Annotated in this window: 19 protein-coding genes; 12 read left to right on the forward strand and 7 right to left on the reverse strand. The window is 29.7% G+C overall.

The genetic code is table 11. The annotated features are described in order from the left end of the window. Positions 1–326: S-layer protein (locus F7B34_RS02920; RefSeq protein WP_292460235.1), on the forward strand; the 326-nt coding region annotated here is incomplete at its 5' end. A 62-nt stretch (positions 327–388) separates the two neighbouring features. Here the strand turns inward: F7B34_RS02920 and F7B34_RS02925 are convergent. Then, a complete protein-coding gene (locus F7B34_RS02925) occupies positions 389–847 on the reverse strand; it encodes a phosphatidylglycerophosphatase A (RefSeq protein WP_292460237.1) in 459 nt (152 codons plus the stop codon). A gap of 75 nt (positions 848–922) precedes the next feature. Here F7B34_RS02925 and F7B34_RS02930 point away from each other — a divergent pair, with 75 nt between their 5' ends. From F7B34_RS02930 to F7B34_RS02950, 5 genes are all read left to right on the forward strand, one after another. Beyond that, positions 923–1519 (forward strand): stage II sporulation protein M, encoded by a 597-nt coding sequence (locus F7B34_RS02930; protein ID WP_292460238.1) that lies wholly within the window; start codon positions 923–925, stop codon positions 1517–1519. Positions 1520–1586: 67 nt separating this feature from the next. After that, positions 1587–3350, forward strand: coding sequence for an archaeosine synthase subunit alpha (arcS, locus tag F7B34_RS02935; protein ID WP_292460241.1), 1764 nt, complete (start codon positions 1587–1589; stop codon positions 3348–3350). 185 nt (positions 3351–3535) lie between these two features. Beyond that, complete coding sequence (locus F7B34_RS02940; protein ID WP_292460243.1) at positions 3536–4075, forward strand: hypothetical protein; 540 nt, start codon at positions 3536–3538, stop codon at positions 4073–4075. A gap of 16 nt (positions 4076–4091) precedes the next feature. Continuing rightward, positions 4092–5012, forward strand: a complete 921-nt coding sequence (gene mmp11, locus F7B34_RS02945) for a methanogenesis marker protein 11 (RefSeq protein ID WP_292460245.1) — start codon at positions 4092–4094, stop codon at positions 5010–5012. Between the two features lie 74 nt (positions 5013–5086). Beyond that, the gene (locus F7B34_RS02950) at positions 5087–6166 is read left to right on the forward strand and encodes a tryptophan--tRNA ligase (protein WP_292460246.1); all 1080 of its coding nucleotides are present in this window, start codon (positions 5087–5089) and stop codon (positions 6164–6166) included. 113 nt (positions 6167–6279) lie between these two features. On the opposite strand, the gene F7B34_RS02955 is transcribed toward F7B34_RS02950, so the two are convergent. Next, positions 6280–6453 (reverse strand): type II toxin-antitoxin system HicA family toxin, encoded by a 174-nt coding sequence (locus F7B34_RS02955; RefSeq protein WP_292460248.1) that lies wholly within the window; start codon positions 6451–6453, stop codon positions 6280–6282. Beyond that, the gene (locus tag F7B34_RS02960) at positions 6446–6655 is read right to left on the reverse strand and encodes a type II toxin-antitoxin system HicB family antitoxin (protein ID WP_292460249.1); all 210 of its coding nucleotides are present in this window, start codon (positions 6653–6655) and stop codon (positions 6446–6448) included. The genes F7B34_RS02955 and F7B34_RS02960 overlap by 8 nt, the downstream gene beginning before the upstream one ends. An 83-nt stretch (positions 6656–6738) precedes the next feature. Between F7B34_RS02960 and F7B34_RS02965 the strand changes: the two genes are divergently transcribed. After that, a complete protein-coding gene (locus F7B34_RS02965; RefSeq protein ID WP_292460250.1) occupies positions 6739–7749 on the forward strand; it encodes a cobalt-precorrin 5A hydrolase in 1011 nt (336 codons plus the stop codon). Between the two features lie 74 nt (positions 7750–7823). Beyond that, the gene (locus F7B34_RS02970; RefSeq protein ID WP_292460251.1) at positions 7824–8279 is read left to right on the forward strand and encodes a GNAT family N-acetyltransferase; all 456 of its coding nucleotides are present in this window, start codon (positions 7824–7826) and stop codon (positions 8277–8279) included. A gap of 13 nt (positions 8280–8292) precedes the next feature. On the opposite strand, the gene F7B34_RS02975 is transcribed toward F7B34_RS02970, so the two are convergent. Beyond that, a complete protein-coding gene (locus F7B34_RS02975) occupies positions 8293–9090 on the reverse strand; it encodes a 7-cyano-7-deazaguanine synthase (protein WP_292460253.1) in 798 nt (265 codons plus the stop codon). 169 nt (positions 9091–9259) lie between these two features. Between F7B34_RS02975 and cbiD the strand changes: the two genes are divergently transcribed. The 3 genes from cbiD to F7B34_RS02990 all read left to right on the forward strand — a co-directional run bounded on the left by cbiD (position 9260) and on the right by F7B34_RS02990 (position 11543). Then, on the forward strand, positions 9260–10378 hold the full coding sequence (gene cbiD / locus F7B34_RS02980) for a cobalt-precorrin-5B (C(1))-methyltransferase CbiD (RefSeq protein ID WP_292460255.1): 1119 nt from the start codon (positions 9260–9262) through the stop codon (positions 10376–10378). A gap of 356 nt (positions 10379–10734) precedes the next feature. Then, on the forward strand, positions 10735–11106 hold the full coding sequence (locus tag F7B34_RS02985; RefSeq protein ID WP_292460256.1) for a 30S ribosomal protein S6e: 372 nt from the start codon (positions 10735–10737) through the stop codon (positions 11104–11106). A gap of 158 nt (positions 11107–11264) precedes the next feature. After that, on the forward strand, positions 11265–11543 hold the full coding sequence (locus F7B34_RS02990; protein WP_292460257.1) for a UPF0147 family protein: 279 nt from the start codon (positions 11265–11267) through the stop codon (positions 11541–11543). On the opposite strand, the gene fucA is transcribed toward F7B34_RS02990, so the two are convergent. Further along, positions 11512–12069 (reverse strand): L-fuculose phosphate aldolase, encoded by a 558-nt coding sequence (gene fucA / locus F7B34_RS02995; RefSeq protein WP_292460258.1) that lies wholly within the window; start codon positions 12067–12069, stop codon positions 11512–11514. The genes F7B34_RS02990 and fucA overlap by 32 nt on opposite strands. Positions 12070–12171: 102 nt before the next feature. Between fucA and F7B34_RS03000 the strand changes: the two genes are divergently transcribed. Further along, positions 12172–12942, forward strand: a complete 771-nt coding sequence (locus F7B34_RS03000; RefSeq protein WP_292460259.1) for a TatD family hydrolase — start codon at positions 12172–12174, stop codon at positions 12940–12942. A 25-nt stretch (positions 12943–12967) separates the two neighbouring features. Here the strand turns inward: F7B34_RS03000 and F7B34_RS03005 are convergent, their stop codons facing one another. Both F7B34_RS03005 and F7B34_RS03010 read right to left on the reverse strand, forming a co-directional pair. Next, positions 12968–14035 carry a mechanosensitive ion channel family protein gene (locus F7B34_RS03005; RefSeq protein WP_292460261.1) on the reverse strand — a complete coding sequence of 356 codons (1068 nt, stop codon included), beginning with the start codon at positions 14033–14035 and terminating at the stop codon, positions 12968–12970. 60 nt (positions 14036–14095) lie between these two features. After that, positions 14096–15046 carry a tyrosine--tRNA ligase gene (locus F7B34_RS03010; RefSeq protein WP_292460262.1) on the reverse strand — a complete coding sequence of 317 codons (951 nt, stop codon included), beginning with the start codon at positions 15044–15046 and terminating at the stop codon, positions 14096–14098. Positions 15047–15427: the final 381 nt, after the last annotated feature.

Below are 15427 nucleotides of genomic sequence, written 5' to 3' on the forward strand. Positions count from 1 at the left end.
ACCTTAAAAATACCACCGAATTAATAAATCAACCATTGGAAATAACCGAAGACTGTATCTTAGTTGGAGGTCCTGTGGCAAACCCATTGGCTAAGAAATACCTCTGGACATTCCCAGCTAAAATAACAAATAACTACCCAGGAAAGCATAAGGGAGTTATAGAAAAACAGATAATAAACGGCCATACTGTAATACTATTGGCAGGTTCTGACAGATGGGGAACAAAGGCAGCAGTAGAATACTTCAAAACATTGGATGACATTCCATCAGAACCAATATTCGTAGAATGGAAGGATGGAAAAGCTGTTAAAATTGAGAAACCTTAAAAACCATACTTTTTTATTTTTTAATTTATTACAAAAAGGAAAATTTATTTTTTTATTTTTTATTATTCAAAGACTTTTGACATACTACCAGCTACTAAACCAGCTATGGCATCATCTAAAAATATATATCCTTTTTCATCAAGATATCCAATAATTCCAGGTTTTTTTGCATCATACCATTTAAAATTAAATATGGCTCTTGTTCCAGATATCTCGTTAGCTATGGCCATTCCAATAACTTCATCCACATATATATAATTTGGGTCTTCATCGTAATTGAATGGTAAATTTCCAGATATTCCTTCTTCTTCAAGTTTTACAGCAGCGATTATTAGGGTGGATACATTGGGATTGTTTAAATTGTTTAGAATTATTTCTTCAAGCTTTTTTCTAATGTTTTTCCTATTGTTATCATCGGAAATACAAAGTTCCATCCCACAATCCACCATATTTTTTGTGGTTATACCATATTTTCCTAAAATCTTTAAAATATATGTGTTGTAAATAACAACATTACTCATAAAAACACCTGAGGATATTAATATTTATATTTATAAAGCATAAATATTATTTTAATAAAATTTAAAAGTGATGGTATGAGCAAAATAACATATGAATTGTTGGAAATAGTGTATGCTTTTAGAAGGCAAAAAAATACAATATATATTATTACTGTATTATTTTTAATATCATTTATTACCTCATATATTTTATTCTATTTGGACATTGGAGGGGTTAATAAAATTGGTCAAGTGATATTCCATAGGTTTTCTGAATATGTAAATTCATTAAACCTTAGAAATAAATCATCCTATGATATATTTTTATTCATATTAACCCATAACTTAACTGTGGGTCTTTTAGAATATATCACTACGATATTTTCACTATTTATAGTAGTATCAAATGCCTTTATTCTAGCCTATGTATTGTATATAAGTAATAATCCTTTAACTTTTATATTGCTTGTATTACCGCATGGCATTGTAGAAATTCCTGCATTTATACTTTCAAGTGTCTCTGGTGTAGTATTATTTAATGCAATTGTAAAAAAATTAAAAAAGAGTAAGGACAGCATTGTTTATTACAAAGATTCTATAAGAATTTTATTGGTTTCCATATTATTGTTCATAATTGCAGCTATAATTGAAAGTACTATAACATTTGAAATAAAGAAACTTATAATAGGCTAATTTAGGTTTATATTAATAATTTATTTATATTTAGCTAAATTTATAATTTTAAGAGAAAAGTGATAAAATGCTTGAACCAATTTATTATGATATTGGAAGAATTTGCAAGGAAGTATATTATAAAGCCGAATGCAATAAAAAAAACCAAAATATGACCCCAAAAATAATTGATGAAAATATATTGAATGATATAGAACCGCCTCTATTGAAAATACCATTTGATTGTCCAGAAGATATAGCAAATTATCTAATGGAAATAAATAAGGAGGAAACTTATGGAACAGTTAAAGTTAAAGGTGGAGGAGAAATTAAGTATTATATTGTGAATTTTGGAAAATATATTGATAATATTAATAATAATGATAATAACGATACCATTAATTTAAATGATTTAGAACCTAATTTAATAATAATTGCAGATGGAAGGAGATTAATTAAAAGAAAAGAACTTGTTGAGTTAGTTCCAAAATTAAGAGAAAAAATCTCTCCGAATACTGCGATATATTTCCCTACTGCACTTCCGTGGGAAATGCCTTTATTGGCATATTTAGGTGTAGATTATTTTGATTACTCATCTGCATCATACTACGCATCCCTTGGATATAAATTTACAAAAAATAGAATTATGATAAGCAATAAATCTTTTGAGGAGCTCCTACAACATAACATGTCAATTTTAGATGAAGTGGTTGAAGAGATAAAATACTGCATAAAAGAGGGATGTTTAAGAAATCTCGTGGAAGAAACAACCCTATCTGACCCATACCTTCGTGCAAATTATAGGCGATACAATCCAGATTTAAGAAATATTCCGCTATCTAAGGGTAAAAAGATTATAGTATCCATTGATGAAACCACCATCCCAGAGGTAAAGAAATACATTGAACGGGTTAAAAACTATGAGGCATTTACAAATACAATCATTCTATTGCCTTGTTCATCAAAAAAACCCTATTCTTATTCAAAATCTCACCAATTTTTCATAAATGCCATAAATTCGGTGAATTTCCCAGTTGAAGAGGTAATTATTACATCTCCTTATGGCATAGTTCCGCGAGCTCTGGAGGGTGTAATAAATTATGATATTCCAGTCACTGGAAAGTGGAGCTCGGAAGAAATTGAATTTATAAACAAGCATTTAAAAGAATATCTTGACAATGCAAAAGATAAATTCGGTGAATTAAATATAATTGCACATTTGCCGGAGCATTATTTGGAAATTTTGGATGAAAATGAGTATAAAAAATACGGCAATTATATAATTACTTCTGATGATGGCAATCCAACATCCACAAAGTCTCTTGAAAATCTGAAAAATATATTAAAAGAATTAAAACTAAAAGAATCATTAAATGAAGATAATGGGGATAATGATAGTGAAAAGAAAGGGAATATGGTCAGACCAAAAACCAAAAAAATGCAATTCATACATAACTACAAACAGCTTGCAAAGTTCCAATTTAATAAAGATTTTATCCCAGATGATGTGATTATCAAAGGGCGACATAGAAAATTCTTTATTAAACAAAACAACAAATTAGTTCAAATATGTTCTTTAAATGAGGAAAATGGGCTGTTAGTTTTAACTTATGACGGTGGAAATCTACTTGGGAAGGTAAATTGGGTAGAGGTAGATTTTAAAGTCAAAAAAGGTTCATTATTTGCACCGGGATTTAAGGACTGTGATGAAAATATTTCTGTGAATGATGAAATTGTAATTGTATATGGTGGTAAAGTAATAGGTGTGGGTAGAGCTCTGATGAGTGGAGCGGAAATGAAAAAGGCAAAACATGGCTCACTGGCAAATATAAGGCATGTAAAATATGACTAAATATGATAAAATAAATGTAATAATAAATATCATATATTGTTAAACTTTTATTATTTTTTGGTGAAGGGGATTTTAAATTATATTTATTCATAATAGAATTAACGCAGTGAAATAAAAATGTATTTTGAGGATTCCTCTTCACTCATTTAAAAATTAGATATATCATTATATATGTGATGGAGGGGATGGTGATTAATAAAATAAAAAAGATTGCAGAGTTGATACTTTTAAAAGATAAAGAATATAGCGAAATTGAAAAATTAAAAAAATATTTAAAAAGATATATAGATTTAAACAATGAAATAGGTATTTTAGAGAATACATTAGAAGATTTGGACAACAATTCAAACACTTTAAATATAAATGATGCAAAATTTTTAAGTAACGAACTACGAAAATATTTAAACACACTGAACAAACTTAGATGCCAATTAAATGAGCTAAATAATAATGTAAATGTGGTAAATTATAATGAGTTAAATGAATATCTCAAAAAAATGAGAAATATTATAATAAATATTGATGACTCGTTAAAATGGGACATACATAATAGAATAGACGAACTTAAAAAAGAACTTGAAACTATTGAGTGGGAGCTCGAATTGATAATACTTAATTATGGATTACAAAAATTTGAAATAGATGATAATGATAATAATGAAGAGTTATACGATTATATTTATCAAAAGATTATTCAACATTTAACCAATTTAGATGAAAAATAAAAAAAGAGGTATTATTATGGATAAATACAATGCAGGAGATATTTCATATAAAAAAATAATAGCCATGGTTGATGAAGAATTGGGAATTGTCGAGCTCATAGAAGAACACCCATGTCCAAACGGAGCTCAGTGGATGATATACCAATATCAGAGAACTTCACCCCTTATAATTTCAGCATGGAGAGAAGGAAACAAACACCATTTTATATTAAAAATAGATAAATGCAAGTTAAAACTTATTCCTTCATTATATGCCGCAGGCATTGAGCAGGTTTTTGTTAAAGACAACAATGTCCATATCGTTTATGCTGGTTTAGCTGGTGCCGGTGTAGGTGTTGAATTGAGAAAAAATGCGGAGAATGTGGTTGATGCCATACTGTATGAGAAAGGCGGTGGTTCAAAGCTTGGAAAAGGAGTAATAATCACCCCAAAAATGGAAAAGGTAATTATAGGCATTGATGATACCGATACAAAGGAAGATGGGGCAACATGGGTTCTTGCAAATGAGATTGGAAAATTAGTCGAAAAAGAGGGTATGGGCTATTATATAGACCATACCATAGTTCAGCTTTATCCTGGAAATCCTAACAAAACACAAAACTGCGTATCTATTGCACTAACATTTGCAGTATATCCAGAATATAAATATAAAATCAAGGAATTAATTAAAAACCATTTAAAAGAAAAAAGTTTGTCGGATAAAACTGCAATGGCGGTATATTATGGAATTACCCCATCAAAAAGTATGAAAATATATACTTGCAAAGCAAAAAGGGGCATGGTTTCTGTTGAAGAAGCAAGAGCTGTGGCAATGAGGAATAATATCGATATAATCAAAATATTTGAAAAGGAAGGTGGAATAATTGGGGCAGTCGCAGCGCTTGGGCTTGCAGAGCATCACGATGCTGCGGCAAAACTCCCTGATGACCTTGAATAATGTAAATAAAATTAAAGTTTATAATTGTAATATTGTAATATAATTACAAATATAATAAATATTTGGGTGAGATATTGATAACACCTTGGGATGTTTCAGACAATGTTGATTATAAAAAAACAATGGAAAACTTTGGAATAAAACCTATTAAGGATTTATTAAAGGATATTGAAAATCCCCACTACCTTATGAGAAGGGGCATAATATTCGGACATAGAGATTTTGAAAGAATAATAAAATCAATGAAGGAGAACAAAAAATTTACAGTTCTAAGCGGTATGATGCCCTCTGGTAAAATGCACTTTGGACATAAGATGATAGTGGATCAGCTCCTTTACTACCAAAACTACAACACAGAAATATATATCCCAATAGCAGATTTAGAGGCATATTGGGCAAGAGGCATGGATTTCGAAACCACAAAAAAGCTTGCAGTTGAGGAATATATTACAAATTACATAGCATTGGGATTAAATCCAAATAAAATAAATGTTTATCTCCAATCAAAAAATGAAATTGTTAAGGATTTAGCAATGAAACTATCTAAACGGGTTAATTTTAGTGAGATGAGGGCAATATATGGATTTAGTGGTGAAACAAACATGGGGCATATGCTTGCTCCAATTGTTCAAGTTGCCGACATACTTCACCCTCAATTAAAGGAAAAAACGCCTGTTGTTGTTCCTGTGGGTATTGACCAAGACCCTCATTTAAGATTAACTAGGGATATAGCAAATAGGGCAAAGGAATTTAAATTTATACCCCCCTCATCAACATATCATAGATTCATGACTGGACTTTTGGGAGGTAAGATGAGCTCATCCAAACCAGAGACTGCAATATTTTTAAGTGATAAGCCATCAAAATCCCTTAGGAAAAAGGTAATGTCATGTAAAACAGGCGGTAGAGAAACCCTTGAAGAGCAGAAAAAGCTCGGAGGAATACCTGAGGAATGTGTGGTGTATGAGCTCTATGTCTATCACTTAATTGATGACGATAAGGAACTTAAAGAGATATACGATAAATGTAAAAGTGGTGAGCTCACCTGCGGGCAGTGCAAAAAATCGTGCTATGAAAAAATCACAGCGTTTTTAAATGATTTAAGTGAAAAAAGAGCATGTGCAAAGGAAATTGCTGAGGAAATTATCAAATAAAATAATTATTTTTCTTATTTTTTACTATTTTTTTATTTTATTCTTTATTTTATCATTTCAATCAATTTCCTTTGGAATATTATTCCATTTAGATACGCTTGATAATATGCTATTTAGTGTCCTTTTGCCAATTCTTCATGGTTTGGAATTGTAATATTATGTATTCCATTTTCCGTATTTTTACTCAATCTAATGTGGCTCCCCTTTTGTCTAACTATCTCATACCCCATAGTATTTGTTAGAAATTTAATTAATTTATTGCCCGAAATTCTTGGAAGTTTAACCAATAGGGGCCACCTCTATTTCAGACATTGATAGTATAGTAATATGCTTTCCATACTGGATATCTTCCTCAAAATGCACTTCAACAGCTTCTTTTATATTGTCCATTAACTCATCCAGTGTTTTTCCTTGTGTGAATATATCGACTCCAATACCTTCTGCACACCAATATTCTCCATCTTTGTATATTTCAAATTTAACAAGCATTTTCTCACCGCATAATTATAAATTATTTTTAAATAGATTATCATCTAATATATACTTATTAGTTATATTATGCTGGTGGAATTATGATAAAAATAGCTTATATCACAAAAAACGGCGAAATTTTAGCAAATAAGATTAAACATATTTTGGATTATTATTTTTATGATAATGAAATTTATCATTCAAGGGATTTAACCACTGATGGAAATGAAAAGGGATTTATTTTTATAATGGCAACAGGTATTGTTTTAAGAAAATATATCGATAAAATCAAGAAAGATAAAACAAAAGATGCCTTTGTAATAGTTCTGGATGAGCTCGGCAAAAATATAATACCTATTTTATCAAATCATTTAGGCGGCGGGAATTATTTTTCTAAGTTAATTGGAAGGGAATTAAAGGGAAATATAATTTTTACCACTGCAACAGATGTAAATAATAAAGTGGGCATTGATGAACTTTCCAATATTTATTTTTTAGATGTGCCAGAGAAAAAGGATATTTTAAAGATAAATAAAAAGGTTTTAAATGAAAAAGTTGATTTAATCCTTCCCAGTGGTTGGAAACCGCTAAAAAATGTATTAAATACCTACAATGTAGAATATCACAATAATAATTATGTAGTTGTAGATGGCGATATAGTATTAAAACCAAAAAAGATTGTTGTTGGTATCGGAGCTCGGAAAAATATCAAATCCCATAAGGTATATTGGGCAGTTAAAAAGGCACTGTATTTAAGAGATATTCCAGTTTGGAGAGTAGATGCCTTTGCAACAGTTGATGTGAAGAAGGACGAAAGAGGAATTTTAGAAACCGCAGAAAGATTCAAAAAAGATTTATTTATATTTGATAGGGGCAGTATAAACGAGATTTATAATTTTAGGGACGATTTAACAAAATCTGATTTTGTTTTTAAAACCATTGGAGTTTATGGAGTTTCTGAACCTGTTTCTATATTAGGGGTGAAAAAACTAAATGACTCTATGAATAATATTGGTAATATAAAAAATATAAATATAGATATAAACCGTATAAATTTGATTTTAAAGAAATTTAAGAAAAATGGGGTTTCTGTTTCTATATCTATTGGGTAATTAGTAATAATATAAATTAAAAATAAAAAAATAAAAATAAAATAATTATAATAAAAAAATAAAATGGTAAAATAATGGATAAAAGAAAAATAACAGTTAAAACTGCAAAAGAAGAGGATATAAAAGATATGGTTAAACTGTTAAAGGAGCTCTTTGAGATAGAAAAGGATTTTGAACCAAATGAAGAGAAACAAAGAAAAGGGTTAGAACTCCTCCTAAATAGTGAAAATGCAAGGATTTTTGTTGCAAAATGTGGTAATACTGTTGTTGGAATGTGTTCAATTCAAACATTAATCTCAACTGCAGAAGGGGGAAAAGTTGGGATTTTGGAAGATTTGATTGTTGATAAAGATTTTCGTGGAAAGGGTATTGGAAGCAAACTTTTATCAGAAGTAGGAAAATACTGCAAAGAGAATAACATACTGAGACTGACTTTACTTGCCGACAAAGACAATGATAAAGCTATTGAGTTTTATAACTCTAAAAATTGGAAATTTACAAATTTAATAGTTTTAAGGAAATTTATATAAATATATTAATATATTAATATTCAATATTCAACACTTCCAAAATGTTATTTAAACCTTCATCCTTATCTATAACCTGAGCTCTGACTTCTCTTAAAATTCTTTGGATTGTGAATTTTTTGTTGTGGCTGTATTTATGGGCACTTTTAAGAAGGGGGCATCCATATCTTTGAGATATGATTATGTCGTTCTTTTTTAGAACTTCTCTGCTCTCATTTTTTGTAAGCACCAAATAAGATGGCATATTTATTCTTAAAATATCATCTTCTGGAACAATTGATAAATATCCAACAGAAAGCATATCGCCGTATATGATGTATTTTATATTATTTTCTTTTGCATAATTTAGAACTGCCTCTTCTATGGTTTTATGGCATCTTCCGCAGGGGTGATACTTTCCATTTAATGTGTCCCTTTGAACTTCATTTAAATCAACATCTATAAATTCATGCTTCATGTTTAATTTTTTTGCCAATTCGGATATATTTTTTTTATTATCTGGGTGCATTACAATGGAAGAATATGCTGTAATGCCTATTATATCGAAGATTTTTTTTGATATTATAGAGGATGCGGTGCTATCCACGCCACCACTAAATGCCACCACTGCCTTTGGTTTGTTTTTTAGTTTATTTTTTGGTTCATCGTCATTTTTTGTTAAAGTATTTAAAAACGTGTCAAAATTTGTTTTTCTTAATTCTAAAAGGTTTTTCAAATCGTTGTATATCTTATCATCTATTATATGATTATTATAAAGATAATCTAAATTTTTTAATGATGCTTCTATCCTAATGTCTCTTATTTTTTGGTGCATAATATCACGATATAAAATATTTAATCTCTATTAAATAATATTAAATAATTCTACTAAATTAATTAATAAAATAAAATAATATAAATAAATGATATAAAAAATAAAAAAACGCTTCTTACATATTTTACCTATTATATATAATATAGAAATATAAAACACCGTGGGATTTATGATTTATGATTTTAGGAAAGAAAAAAAGTTTGGATACACCACAGGCTCATGTGCCGCAGCTGGTGCCTACTGTGGAGTTTATTATTTAAAAAAAGGAATAAAATTGGATTATGTGCAGTTGGAGAATGATAAAGGGGATAAACTAATAATCCCAATTGAAAATTTAGAGGTAGATGCTAAATCTAAAAAAGCAGTTGCAACTGTTAAAAAGTTTGCAGGTGAAGATATAGACATTACAAACGGAATAGATATTATTGTAGAAGTCGAGCTCTTAAAGATAAATGGAAAGGGCGAATCTAATGAATCCAATAAACCAAAAGTAGAAATTATCGGCGGAGATGGTGTGGGCATAGTTACAAAGGATGGACTACAAATAAAAAAAGGTGATTATGCCATAAATCCAAAACCGCGGGAGCTCCTAACAAATAATATTATAAAATTACTTGATGAAAATGATAGAGTCGTAATTAAAATATCTGTTCCAAAAGGGGTGGAGCTAGCAAAAAAGACACTGAATCCAAAGCTCGGAATAGTTGGAGGAATCTCAATACTTGGAACAACAGGGATAGTTAGACCCATGTCAAATGATGCTTATAAAGAATCCCTTGTTCCGCAGATTGATGTTGCACTTGCAAATAATTATAAACAACTTATATTTACACCTGGAAATATAGGAACAAAATATGCAAAGAAGATGTTTAATGCACCTGATGACCAAATTGTTGAAGTTTCTAATTTTTGGGACTTTATGCTTGACAAAGCAGTGGAAAAAGGAGTTAAAGATATTTTGATATTTGGTCATTCTGGAAAGATTATAAAACTTGCCGCCGGTATATACAATACCCATTCAAAGGTTGCAGATGGAAGAAATGAGGTATTGGCTGCATACAGTTCCTTGTATATTGAAGATAAAGAAGTTTTAAAAAACATGTTATATGCCAACACAACAGAGGAAATTATAGAAATTCTAAAAAAAGAAGGTGTTTTGACGGAAGTTTTTAATGCCATAGCAAACAGAGTAGTTGAGAGAGCTCGCAATAGATGGGAAGGTATAAATTTCAGCTGTATTATAATTGATATGAAAGGAAATATATTGGGAAAATGTCCGCAAATATAAACCTTAGGAAAAAGTATAAAAATGAGAATAATATAATATAGTCAAAGATGGGCGAGACTGGAAAAAACAAAAAATAAAAGTATGAAAACAGCATAATTAGAAGTCATTTAGTTTTTAAGCAGACGCAGTTTTAGGATAATAATGCAAGAAAGATGAAAAATAAAAATAAAAATAGTAAAAACATAAAAAACCTAAGGATTATATCTTCTAAAAAAGATAAAAATAAAAGAAAAACAGATGAAAAATAAAAAAATATAAAATATAATAATAAAAAAAGAGAAAGGTGATAACATCTGGGAAAAACCTTAGTCGGTTTTTCTACTGTTATCACCATAAAAAAAGAGAAAGGTGATAAGATGGCAAAATTTAAAGTTGTAGTATCTGACAAAGATGGAAAATCATACCAGTTAGAAGTAGAAACAACAGCATTAATTGGTAAAAGAATCGGTGATGAAATAAACGGTTCTATCATAGGATTAGATGGATACAAGTTAAAAATTACAGGCGGTTCAGATAAGTGTGGATTCCCAATGAGACACGACATACACGGAAGTATGAAGATGAGAGTTTTATTAAGCAAAAAACCAGGATACAAACCAACCGATAAAGATATCAGAAGAAGAAAAAGTATAAGAGGAAATACAATCTCATCAGATATAGTTCAAGTAAATACAAAAGTTGTAGAAGCTGGGGAAAAACCAATCGCTGAATTAATCGGACAGGAATAAATTAAATCTTTTTTAATTTTTAGTTTAAACCTCCCTATGTTTAATTTTAATTTTTATAATAATACAACATCTATATAATATATATAATATAATATATACTAAAATGATATAATAGTATATTAATAAAATTTAATTTACATATTTATTGGGGTGATACCATGTTTAAACCTAAAAAAATTAGTCCCGAGGACAAATTAAAAAACATAGCTTTTATGTTAGATGAAATTATTAACGACACAACAGTTCCAAGAAACATAAGAGCTGCTGCACAAAATGCAAAAGATTCTGTTTTAAATGAAAATGAAGAATTTATTGTAAGAAGTGCTACTGCAATTCAGTATTTAGATGACATAAGCGATGACCCAAATATGCCACTCCATACAAGAACTCAAATATGGAGTATTGTTAGTGAATTGGAGACTGTAAAGAATGAATAATATAGTTTAATTTTGCAATCTCTTCCATAACTTCTGTTTTTAAATATGCTTCAATTAAGTTTTTTCCAAGGCATACTATCCCATGATTTTTTAGAATTATTACATCTTCCTTTCTTTTGGATACTTCCTCTGCGAGCTCTACACTACCTGCCTTTAAGTAAGGGACATAACCTACCTCTTTTATAAATAATTGTGCCTCAGGTGTTAGGAGCTCTACTTTTTTATCCAATATTGAAAATGCTGTGGAGTATATTGAATGAGTATGAACTACTGCATTTATGTCTTTCCTTTTTCTGTATATGTTTAGGTGCATTTTTATTTCAGATGTAGGAGCTCCTTTTATAACATTTCCATCTATATCAACAACTGTTATATCTTCCTCTTTTAAAAATCCCAATATTGAGCCAGTGGGGGTTGCATATATTAAATTTTCTTTCCTTATGCTTACATTTCCTCCGCTTCCAACGATGTATTTTCTATCGTATAATTTATGACATATATCTATAAATTCTTTTAAATCATTCACTTTATCACCATAAATTAAATAACTTAAAGTTTTATAATAATTAAATTTAATAATTATAATATAATATTAAATAAAAATATAATGTATGCAGGTGGTGGTATTATGATAGACTCCCATATTCATTCCGATACAAGACCTTATGAAGATTTTGAAAAGATGGCAATGAGTCTTGACTGTGCTATTACATTGGCACATGACCCATTGGAGCCTTACTCTATGGATATATTGAGAGCTCACTTTGATAAAATAATATACAATGAGATTGAAAGGACAAACAAAAATGGATTGAAATTATTCGTTTGTTTGGGAATACACCCAAGAATGATACCCCCTGATGTAAATTACAATATATTAAGGGAATATTTAAAAAATGAAAATAAAAACATAGTGGGTGTTGGAGAAATAGGGCTTGAAAAATGCACAAAAGTAGAAATTGAAGTTTTTGAAGAGCAGTTGCTTATAGCACAAGAGCTAAACCTTCCAGCTGTTGTTCATACTCCAAGAAGAAACAAAAAGGAAACTACAAAAACCATTTTGGAAGTAATTGACTCATTGGGATTGTATAAGGACGCAGAGAAAAATATTATAATCGAACACTGCACAAAAGAAACTATCCCTATGATTTACGATACTGTTATGAACATGGGGCTGACAGTCCAGCCAAGTAAATTAACACCTATGGATGCCGTTGAAATTGTAAAAGAATATGGTGGAGAAAGATTTTTATTAAACAGCGATAGCTCTTCTGCACCATCGGATATTTTAGGAGTTCCAAAAACAGTTTTAAAGATGAAAATGAATAATATTAACGATGAAATTATTAAAATGGTTTCCCACGATAATGCCAAAAATATTTTTGGATTGGATATTTAATTATTTAATATTATATTATACGTAATCAATTATCTTCATCTTTTTTAATATAAACCGTCTGAGTTGGAAATGCCATTTCTATTCCTTCTTTTTCAAATTCCTCTTTAATTTTCATATTTATTTCGTCTATGGTATTTAGATAGTAGTCAAAACCAAAGTTTCTAATAAAATATTCAACCCTTATATTTAATGAAAAATCGCCAAATTCTTTAAATGTGATTCTTATGGGTGGTAGTGTGGCGTTGTGGTCGTCTATTATGTTTTTGATAATTTCTTTTGCTTTATTCAATTTTTCCACAGAAGTGTCGTAGGTTAAACCGATATTTACAAGCACTCTCCTTTTTCTCATTTCAGAGAAATTTTCGATATTCGCACTTAAAAGATTTGCATTGGGAACGATTATAAGACTATCTCCAAAAGTCCTTATTTTTGTGCTTCTAATACCTATGTCCTCTACAATCCCCTCTCCACCATCAAATTTAATCCAATGGTTTATTTTAAAAGGCTTATCTACAAATATTAGAACTCCTGCAATGAAGTTTTTAACTGTATCCTGTGCCGCAAGAGCCACAGCCAAACCACCTATACCCAAACCAGCAAGAAGCGTTGTTATATCGTAGCCAGCAGTTTTTAGAGCCATTAATAACCCGGCAATTATAATTAGTATTTTTAGAAGTTTTCTCAATGGAGATATTACTTGGTCATCAAATTTAGTTTCTGATTTTTCCACAATAGGCATGATATAATGGTTTATAAAATCATCAACAAAATTGACTGCAAACCAAGTTCCACATAAAATAACCACAATTCTAATGGCTTCATTTAACAAGATATCAATACTACTTGGAAGAACAAGAAATTTTAATCCCAAATATAGAAATCCAACAAATATTAATAATATAATGGGAACTTCGATGGCTTCCAATATAATGTCATCAAATTTTGTTTTTGTTTTTCCCACCAGTTTTTTTACATATGCTTTGATAATAGAGTTAAATAATTTCCCAAATATGATTCCGAATATTATAAACAAAATAAAAATTATATAATTATATAGGGTGTTTCCAAAATATGTGGCATTTAATAAATCCATAATCTCCCTCTTCCACCGAAAACTGATAAACAATAATAATAAATAAATATAAATATTTATTTATATTAATTTTTCCCTAATTGGAGCTAAAATACTTATAATCTCTTTTGCAACAGCACCCTTCAAATCCATAGGATGTAGTTTTTGTTCTGCATACATTTTTTCCAATTCATCATAACTGTTGATAGTTAAATTTCCTCCGAATTTTTCTGGTCTCTCTATGGTGAGTGGGTAGTTTAGATAGTATTTTGCCAGCTCCAATACTGGATTCCCTTCCACAGTTCCGATTGGACAGTATGTCTTTTTTATTTTTGATTTAATAGTGTTTGGCTCATCATCAACTGCAATGAAGTTCCCCTTTGATGATGACATTTTACCCTCTCCATCGAGACCTGTAAGCACTGGATTGTGTATGCAAACTGGTGCCTTATACCCCATGCTTGGTAGGAGCTCCCTTGCAAGCATGTGTATTTTTCTCTGTTCCATTCCGCCCACTGCAACATCCACATTTAAATGTTTTATGTCATTTACCTGCATTAATGGATATACCACTTCTGCAACCTTTGGATTTTCATCTTCCCTTGCTATTACTTCCATACTTCTTCTGGCTCTTTTTAGTGTAGTTTTTAGGGCTATTTTATAAACATCGATTGTATAATCCTTTTCAAGCTGGAACTCACTACCATAAACATACTCTGCCTTTAACCCCATGGCGTTGAACACATTCTTGTTGTATTCTGCGAGCTCCTGTATCTCTTCCAGTGTTCCCTTCTGATTTAAGTATGCATGTAAATCTGCCAGTAGGATTATTATATCGAATCCTGCATTTTGCAAGTCTATCATCTTTTTGATTTGGAGGTAATGTCCCAGATGAATTTTTCCGCTTGGTTCAAATCCAATGTATGCTCTTTTCTCATCTTTATTCATAACTTCTTTTAACTCTTCTACGGATACCACTTCTGATGTGTTTTTTAATATGTTTTCCATACTCGCGTTTTCCATATTTTCCATATTATCATCTTTTTATCTTTTATCTTTATTTTCATTTTTTCATGGAATAATATAAAATTATAATATATTAATTAAAATAATCAGAAAATATAAATTATACATTTTTTAAAAGTTATAAAATATGCGTTTTTATAAAAGTTTTATTATCTTTTTTTATGGAAATTTTATAATTTAGGTTATATTATAAGGTAGATAATATATACTTATTTCATGCTAAATATATAATTTAATTATAGTCTAAGACAAAACTTTATTAATCATTATATCATATCTATTATCATGACTATAAAAGAAGTTGTAAGATGGATATCACCAGAGGAGTTAGAAAAGAAGATAAGGGATAGAAAAATAGAATCTGCGATTCTAAGAAAGCTGCTGTTC

The organism is Methanothermococcus sp. (assembly GCF_015523155.1).
In the GTDB taxonomy this organism is placed as follows: domain Archaea; phylum AGJL01; class Methanococci; order Methanococcales; family Methanococcaceae; genus Methanofervidicoccus.

What these genes read in the sequence shown, in the direction of transcription:
- F7B34_RS02925 (WP_292460237.1), bottom strand. Translation starts at nt 847, where the DNA reads ATGAGTAATGTTGTTATTTACAACACATATATTTTAAAGATTTTAGGA.
- F7B34_RS02930 (WP_292460238.1), top strand. Translation starts at nt 923, where the DNA reads ATGAGCAAAATAACATATGAATTGTTGGAAATAGTGTATGCTTTTAGA.
- arcS (WP_292460241.1), top strand. Translation starts at nt 1,587, where the DNA reads ATGCTTGAACCAATTTATTATGATATTGGAAGAATTTGCAAGGAAGTA.
- F7B34_RS02940 (WP_292460243.1), top strand. Translation starts at nt 3,536, where the DNA reads ATGGTGATTAATAAAATAAAAAAGATTGCAGAGTTGATACTTTTAAAA.
- mmp11 (WP_292460245.1), top strand. Translation starts at nt 4,092, where the DNA reads ATGGATAAATACAATGCAGGAGATATTTCATATAAAAAAATAATAGCC.
- F7B34_RS02960 (WP_292460249.1), bottom strand. Translation starts at nt 6,655, where the DNA reads ATGCTTGTTAAATTTGAAATATACAAAGATGGAGAATATTGGTGTGCA.
- F7B34_RS02965 (WP_292460250.1), top strand. Translation starts at nt 6,739, where the DNA reads ATGATAAAAATAGCTTATATCACAAAAAACGGCGAAATTTTAGCAAAT.
- F7B34_RS02970 (WP_292460251.1), top strand. Translation starts at nt 7,824, where the DNA reads ATGGATAAAAGAAAAATAACAGTTAAAACTGCAAAAGAAGAGGATATA.
- F7B34_RS02975 (WP_292460253.1), bottom strand. Translation starts at nt 9,090, where the DNA reads ATGCACCAAAAAATAAGAGACATTAGGATAGAAGCATCATTAAAAAAT.
- cbiD (WP_292460255.1), top strand. Translation starts at nt 9,260, where the DNA reads ATGATTTATGATTTTAGGAAAGAAAAAAAGTTTGGATACACCACAGGC.
- F7B34_RS02985 (WP_292460256.1), top strand. Translation starts at nt 10,735, where the DNA reads ATGGCAAAATTTAAAGTTGTAGTATCTGACAAAGATGGAAAATCATAC.
- F7B34_RS02990 (WP_292460257.1), top strand. Translation starts at nt 11,265, where the DNA reads ATGTTTAAACCTAAAAAAATTAGTCCCGAGGACAAATTAAAAAACATA.
- F7B34_RS03000 (WP_292460259.1), top strand. Translation starts at nt 12,172, where the DNA reads ATGATAGACTCCCATATTCATTCCGATACAAGACCTTATGAAGATTTT.
- F7B34_RS03005 (WP_292460261.1), bottom strand. Translation starts at nt 14,035, where the DNA reads ATGGATTTATTAAATGCCACATATTTTGGAAACACCCTATATAATTAT.
- F7B34_RS03010 (WP_292460262.1), bottom strand. Translation starts at nt 15,046, where the DNA reads ATGGAAAATATGGAAAACGCGAGTATGGAAAACATATTAAAAAACACA.